The sequence below is a fragment of the Saccharopolyspora sp. 7B genome, assembly GCF_020177435.1.
Lineage (GTDB): Bacteria > Actinomycetota > Actinomycetes > Mycobacteriales > Pseudonocardiaceae > Saccharopolyspora_C > Saccharopolyspora_C gregorii.
Genome location: NZ_JAIUKC010000078.1, coordinates 1 through 6,981 on the forward strand (window position 1 = coordinate 1; position 6,981 = coordinate 6,981).

At 74.0% G+C, this 6,981-nt stretch carries 7 protein-coding genes; 1 reads left to right on the plus strand and 6 read right to left on the minus strand.

The genetic code is table 11. The features are described from left to right. Positions 1–202: 202 nt before the first annotated feature. A complete protein-coding gene (locus LCD33_RS13650; protein WP_224966127.1) occupies positions 203–925 on the minus strand; it encodes an MgtC/SapB family protein in 723 nt (240 codons plus the stop codon). 213 nt (positions 926–1,138) lie between these two features. Between LCD33_RS13650 and LCD33_RS29395 the strand changes: the two genes are divergently transcribed. Then, complete coding sequence (locus LCD33_RS29395) at positions 1,139–2,161, plus strand: class I SAM-dependent methyltransferase (RefSeq protein WP_308011276.1); 1,023 nt, start codon at positions 1,139–1,141, stop codon at positions 2,159–2,161. Positions 2,162–2,200: 39 nt separating this feature from the next. On the opposite strand, the gene LCD33_RS13665 is transcribed toward LCD33_RS29395, so the two are convergent. From LCD33_RS13665 to LCD33_RS13685, 5 genes are all read right to left on the minus strand, one after another. Then, the gene (locus LCD33_RS13665) at positions 2,201–2,791 is read right to left on the minus strand and encodes a class I SAM-dependent methyltransferase (protein ID WP_224957432.1); all 591 of its coding nucleotides are present in this window, start codon (positions 2,789–2,791) and stop codon (positions 2,201–2,203) included. Between the two features lie 24 nt (positions 2,792–2,815). Beyond that, positions 2,816–3,796 carry a VWA domain-containing protein gene (locus LCD33_RS13670; RefSeq protein WP_224957467.1) on the minus strand — a complete coding sequence of 327 codons (981 nt, stop codon included), beginning with the start codon at positions 3,794–3,796 and terminating at the stop codon, positions 2,816–2,818. A 2-nt stretch (positions 3,797–3,798) separates the two neighbouring features. Beyond that, positions 3,799–4,752, minus strand: coding sequence for a DUF58 domain-containing protein (locus tag LCD33_RS13675; RefSeq protein WP_224977913.1), 954 nt, complete (start codon positions 4,750–4,752; stop codon positions 3,799–3,801). 50 nt (positions 4,753–4,802) lie between these two features. Further along, positions 4,803–5,891, minus strand: a complete 1,089-nt coding sequence (locus LCD33_RS13680) for a MoxR family ATPase (RefSeq protein WP_224977914.1) — start codon at positions 5,889–5,891, stop codon at positions 4,803–4,805. Positions 5,892–6,274: 383 nt separating this feature from the next. Then, positions 6,275–6,826 (minus strand): molybdenum cofactor guanylyltransferase, encoded by a 552-nt coding sequence (locus LCD33_RS13685; RefSeq protein WP_224977915.1) that lies wholly within the window; start codon positions 6,824–6,826, stop codon positions 6,275–6,277. Positions 6,827–6,981 lie beyond the last annotated feature (155 nt).

Here is a 6,981-nt window from a genome sequence, read left to right on the forward strand (position 1 = left end):
GCGAAGCCGCTGAGCCGACGACAAGAATGCAACCGGACCACCCGCGGGTTCTCAGCGGCTTCCTCGCGAGGACAGCGATTTCGCCGTGTGTTGGACATACATCAGAAATCGCGGCCGCACCGAAAAGCGGGCAGCGAGGAAGCCGCTGAGGTTCCGCCACCCGACCCGCCTCGCAACCGAAGTGGAAAGACAGACAGAACGCTCAAATCCCCGCCTCCGCCGAGTCACCGACCGCCGCGTGCAGCACCCCGGGGAAACCGTTGATCTCCTCGACCAGCCCGGCCACCTGCTGCTTGCCCTGCAGCCGGACCGCGACCACGGCGGTGCGCTGGTCCTCGTCGTCGGTGTCCTCGCGCTCCACCTGCAGGTCCAGCACCTTCAACCCGCGGCTCGTGCACAGCGTCAGCACCTCGCGCAGCACCCCGTGCCCGTCCAGGTAGCCCACCCGCACGATCTGCGGCTCCCGGAGCACCCCGCGCAGCAGCTGCAGCAGCCGCGGATACCCCACCGCCACCAGGAAGTGCACCAGCGTCGTCGCCGACGCCAGCAGCACCAGGCCACCACCGCAGGCCATCCCGATCGCCGCGACCAGCCACACCGTCGCCGCCGTGGTCAGCCCCCGCACCACGTCCCGCCGCACGAAGATCAATCCGCCGCCGATGAACCCGATGCCCGACACGACCTGCGCGGCCACCCGCGACGGGTCCAGCGACACCCGGTCGAACTCCAGCATGTCCCCGAAGCCGTACTTCGACACCAGCATGAACAGCGCCGCGCCCACCCCGACCAGGGTGTGCGTGCGCAGCCCCGCGCTCTTGGCCCGCACCTCGCGTTCCAGCCCCACCAGGCTGGACAGCAGCAGCGCGCTCCCCAGCTCCACGAGCAGCGGGATCTCACCCAATCCCGAGACCACCTCATCCGCCATCGGACGAACGTAACCCGGGCACGGCTCGGCGGACACGCCCACCGACCATGACCAGCCCCACCGGATCGATCAGCCACACCGCCTTGACCAGCACGAACACCGGACAAGAGTCGCATTCACCGCGAACCGGACCGCACCGCCCGCAACCGCGCCACCGCACCCCGGCGGAGTACTGTCGATCATGGAACGGCCCAACGGACCCGAGGAGCGGCAGTGCACGACAGCGGAGCGTCCGGCCTCGACGGACTCCGATCCGCCCTCGCGGCGCGCGCCACCGTGCAGGGCTGGGCGGAAGGCCTGGAGCTCTTCGAACTGTTCCGCGCCGCGCACCGCGCGGGCTGGCTCGACCGGCTGCGGGACGGGACCACCGCCGCCCGGCTGGCGGAGGCCACGGGCACCCCGGCCGAACAGACCGAGGACGTGCTGGCCGCCCTCACCTCGGCGGGCGTCGTGCAGCACCAGGACGACGCGTTCCGGCTCACCCCCGCCTTCGACGCCCTGCTCGCGGGCGCCTCCGGCGTCGACGTGCCGACCGTGCTCGACGCCGCGGACCTGGCCCGCGACCGCGTCGCAGGAGCCGTCCAGCCCGCCGAGCGGCAGCACCACCGCGACGGCGAGCAGGCGCTGCGGCTCGCCCGCGGCTGGGGCGTGCGGCCCGAGGACGGCGCACGGCAGCTCTACCAGGTGCTCTACCAGGCCCTGCCCGACTACCAGGACCGCCTGGCGCGGGGCGGCCCGCTGCTCGACGTCGGCAGCGGCGTCGGCGGCGCGCTGCTGACCACGCTCGACCTGCACGACGGGCTGCGCGCCGTCCGCGTCGAGGTCGTCCCCGCCGTCGCCGCCGAGCTCACCGCCCGCGCCGCGGACGCCGGGGTCGCCGACCGGCTCGACGTGCGCGTCACCGACGCCCGGGAGCTGCCGGACGCGGACGCCTTCGAGGTCTGCTACTGGGCTCAGGTGTTCTTCCCCGCCGAAGCCCGCACCGGCACCCTCGCCGCCATCCGCCGCGCCCTGCGCCCCGGTGGCCTGCTGCTGGTCCAGGAACTGTTCCCCGCCCAGGACGACCCCGGCACCCGCGGTGCGCTGGACCGCCTGTTCCACCGCCGCCAGCGGGTCGCGTTCGGCGTGTCGGCCGAAGACCTCGCCACCGAGGGCACCGCGGCCGGGTTCGACGAACCGCAGATCGTCGCCAGCCCGCTCGGCAGGCTCGTCCTGCTGCGCAGGCCGCGGGACTGACCGCCTGCGCGCTCGCGCGGCCTGCGTCCGCCTCGAAGATCAGCGAGGACGCCGCGCCAGGTACACCAGCGCGGGCGGCACGTTCCGCCACACCGTGCGGCTCAGCACCGTCTCCTCGAAGGTCGCGCGCAGGTCGGCGTGCTGCCGCCGCGCCGGAGCCGCCCACCGCGTCCACGTGTACGCGAACTGCGTGAACGCCCCCTGCTCGGTCAGCGAGTCCGCGATCAGCCGGATCAGCGGCACCCCGCCCTGCGGCGCGTGCGCCGCCCACGGCAGCCCGCTGACCACCACGTCGGCCCGCACGCCCCGCTCCGCCAGCAGCCGCGGCAGCGCCCGGGCGTCGGCGCACTCCACGTCCACCTCGGGGAACCGGGCGCTCAACGACTCCGCCCACCGCTGGTTGAGCTCCACCGCCAGGTGCGTGCCCCGGCCGCCGAGCCGCTGCTGGATCGCCTCGGTGAACGCGCCCGTCCCGGGTCCGAGCTCCACCACCACCGGATCACCGGTGGCCGGGATCGGTGCCACCATGTCCCGCGCCAAGTGGCGGGAGCTGGGGCCCACCGCGGCCGTCGTCGTCGGGGACTTCACGAACTCGCGGAGGAACTCCACCGCACCGGCGGCACTGCTCACGTCGGGCTCCCGTGCTCTGCGGCGTCAGGGCAGACGTCGCCCCAGCAGCAACGAGAGCACCGCCGCGACGATCGCGGTGAGCGTACCCAGCACCGACCACGGCTTGCTGGCGTCTGTGTGCTTGATCTCGTAGCCGATCTGCTCGCCCAACGTGTCGTAGACGCGGCGCAGCTGCTCGGCGCTGGCGGCCTTGTGGAACTCGCCGCCGGAGAGGTCCGCGATCTCCTCCATCGCCTCGTCGTCGACCTCCACGGGCTGCGACTGGCCTTCGATGTCGATCGTGCCGTAATCGGTGCCGAACGAGATCGTGGTGATCGGGATGCCGGCCTTCTTCGCCTCCCCCGCCTTCGTGTAGGCACCGCGCGGGGCGTTCATGTCGCGCGGGATGGTCTGCCCGCCGTCGGCCATGAGCACGATCCGCGCGGGCGGGGCACCGCCGGGGCCGCCGACCATCTTGCCGAAGGAGTCGATCGCCGACATCGAGGCGTTGATGCCGTCACCGGTCGCGGTGGCCTCCGACAGCGAGAGGTTGTCGATGGCCTGCTTCACCGCCGTGCGGTCCGTCGTTGGCATCACCATCACGGTGGCGGTGCCCGCGAACGACACCAGTCCGAGGTTGATGCCGGGGGTGAGCTTGTCGGCGAACTCCTTCGCCGCGATCTTCGCCGCCTCCAGGCGGCTCGGCTCGACGTCCTTGGCCATCATCGACAGCGACACGTCCACGGTGAGCATGACCGTCGCCCGGTTCCGCGGGATGCGCTGCTCGGCGGTCGGCCCGGACAGCGCCACGGTCAGCAGGATCATCGCGACGGCCAGCAGCGCGGCGGGCACGTGCTTGGGCCAGCCCTGCCGCTTCGGCGCCACCCGGTCCAGCACCGCCAGGTTGCTGAACCGCAGCGCCTCCTTGCGCGCCCGCTGCTGCGCCCACACGTACCCGCCGACGAGCGCGGCGACCACCAGCAGCAGCAGGAACCACCACGGCGCGGTGAAACCCGACAAGCTCAACATCACGCCGTTCCTCCGGACCATCCGCGCTTGCGGGCCACCACGAACCGCACCACGTCGGCGATCCAATCCGAATCCGTTCGCAGCACCAGGTGCGCGCAGCCCGCTCGCCGCAGCGCCGCCGCGACCTCCTCGCGGTGCGCCGCGGCCGCGGCCGCGAACTCCTTGCGCAACACCGGTGTCGTGCGCACTTCCCGCTGCTCCCCCGTCTCGGGATCGGACAGCACCACGGTGCCGACGTCCGGCAGCTCCAGGTCCCGCGGGTCGAGCACCTCGACCGCGAGCAGCGAGTGCCGGGCGCCGAGCCCGCGCAGCGCGCGCTGCCAGTCCAGCTCACCGAGGAAGTCGGAGACCACCACCGCCAGGCCCCCCCCCCGCGGGGGGGGCCGCAACGACTCCAGCAGCCGCGGCAGGTCACCCCGCGTCCCCTCGTCCGCCCGCGCGGTCTCGGCGACCTTGCGCAGCAGCCCCCGCGAATGCCCCAGCCCGCCGCGCGCCGGCAGCCGCACCGGCCCGGTGCCGTTGTCCACCACCGCACCGATCCGGTTCCCGCCGCCGCTGGTCAGGTGCGTCACCGCGGCCAGCGCCGCGATCGCCAGCTCCCGCTTGTCGCAGGCCGCGGAACCGAAGTCGAGGCTCGGCGACAGGTCCATCGCCACCCAGGTCTCCAGCTCGCGGTCGGCCACGGTCTGCCGGATGTGCGGTTCGGACATGCGGGCGGTGACCGCCCAGTCCATTCGCCGCACGTCGTCGCCGGGCTGGTAGACCCGCGCCTCCCCCGGCTCGGGGGCCGGACCGGGCCCCAGGCCGAGGTGGTTGCCCTGCAGCAGGCCGTCGAGCCGGCCGCGCACGGTCAGCTCCAGCGAGCGCAGCGCGGCGTGCAGCCGGGGCCCTTCCAGCTCCGGAGGGGCCCAGGACGGGCGGTCCGCACCTGCCTGGGCGGAACTCACCGGCACGGCTGATCGCTCCTCGTTCGTCGAGTGGGACATGGGCGCGCGGCCGCGGGTCAGTACTGCGGCGGCGGGCCGACCGGCGCCTGCCCGTACCCGGGCTGCGCTTGCGGCGGGTTCGCCTGCGGACGCGCCGAGACCTGCGGCAGCGGCACGGTCTGCAGCACCCGGTTGACGATGTGATCGACCGGGATGCCGTCGGCGAGCGCGTCGTAGGACAGCACCAGCCGGTGCCGCAGCACGTCCGGCACCACGTCCACCACGTCCTGCGGGAGCACGTAGTCGCGGCCGCGGACCAGCGCCAGCGCACGGGACGCGGCGACGATGCCGAGGCTCGCGCGCGGCGAGGCGCCGTAGGACACCCACCCGGCGATGTTGGACAGGCCGTGGTCGTTCGGGGTGCGCGTCGCCAGCACCAGCCGCACCACGTAGTCGACCAGCGCGTGGTGCACGAACACCTGCGCGGCGACGTCCTGCAGCCGGGTCAGCTCGTCGGCGTCGAGCACCGGCGTCGGTTCCGGGCTCGCCACGCCCATCCGGTAGACGATCTCCCGTTCCTCCTCCGCCGAGGGGTACTCGACCTGCAGCTTGAACAGGAACCGGTCCCGCTGCGCCTCCGGCAGCGGGTAGACGCCTTCGTTCTCGATGGGGTTCTGGGTGGCCAGCACCAGGAACGGCTTCGGCATCGGGAAGCTCTCGCCACCGATGGACACGTGCCGCTCGGCCATGACCTCCAGCAGCGCCGACTGCACCTTGGCGGGCGCGCGGTTGATCTCGTCGGCGAGCACGAAGTTCGCCAGCACCGGGCCGAGCTCGACGTCGAAGCGCTCACTGCCCTGCCGGTAGATCCGGGTGCCGAGGATGTCGGCGGGCACCAGGTCGGGGGTGAACTGCAGCCGGGAGAACGAGCCGCCGACGACCTTCGCGAAGGTCTCCACGGCGAGCGTCTTGGCCACGCCGGGCACGCCTTCGAGCAGCACGTGGCCCTTGGCCAGCAGGCCGACCAAGACCCGTTCGACGAGCCGGTCCTGCCCGACGATGATCCGCTTGACCTCGAACACGGTGCGTTCGAGCAACTGCGCGTCCCGGGCCGGTGTGCTCACCTGGTCCGCGGGCGCCGCCCCGCCCTCGCCGGCCTCGGTCACTTCGACACCTCTCGTTCGCTTCCCTGGTCGCTTCGGGCGTTCGCCGCGGTGCCGGGCCGCCGGGCCTCGGCGGACGTGGGCGCTCGCGCGCCGAGCGCACTTCGCAGCGATCTTGGCACGGGCGCGCCCCGGTCGCGCGAGGGGGCACCCGGCCAGGTTCGCAGTGAACCGCACCGGCGGTGTGGCCCCTGTGAAGCGATCTCCCTCCTCCTGGCCGTTCTCGGCCGGACGGCGGAAGGCGAGGCCGTGCGGCCGGATTGATTTCAGTCGACACTGAAGCTACCGAGCCAATGAATATCCGGACGCGCACTCCTGCGCTCACGCACCCACTGATCGTTCGGGCGCGGCGCCACCCGGGCCCCTCGCAGCGGGACCCGGGGCGCTCAGCCCAGGCGGTGCAGGTCCTGCGGGGTGTCCACGTCGGCCGCCTCCGCCCCCACCGCCGGGACGTGCGCCGGGTGCAGCGCGCCGAACAACGCGCGCACCGGCCGGTCCCGAACCTGCTCCGGCATCGCCGCGCGCAGCACGGCGACCGGCCAGACGCCCAGCAGCCACTGCACCGCGCCGTCCGCGTCCACCAGCACCGCGCCGGACTCCGCCGCCGCCGCGCGCAGCCGCGCCACGGTCCCGGCCGAGAGCCCCGGGTGATCGGCGGCCAGCACCGCGACCAGGCCCCGCTCGAACGGGACCTCCCCCAGCCCCGCGTGCAGCCCGGCGAGCGGACCCGACCCGGGCGGATCCTCCCGCGCCCACCGCACCGGCACCGGCACCGGCCGCCGCGGCCCGACCACCACCACCGGGTCGGCGTCGCGCACCGCCAGCGCGGTGTGCGCCAGCAAGGTGCGGCCACCGGTGCTCAGCGCGAGCTTGTCCACTCCCCCGAGCCGGCGGGAGCTCCCGCCCGCGAGGACCACCGCCGCGAATTCGTCCACCACGCCCCGATGCCTACCGCAGCACCGCCGCCGCGGCGCGGGCACCCCACCCCGGAACGCACGGGGGGGGGGGGGGGGGGGGGGGGGGGGGGGGGCGCCCGCGCCCCCCCCCCCGCCCCCCGCCCCCGCGCGAGCGCGGCCCGGAGGCGGGGCGGCGC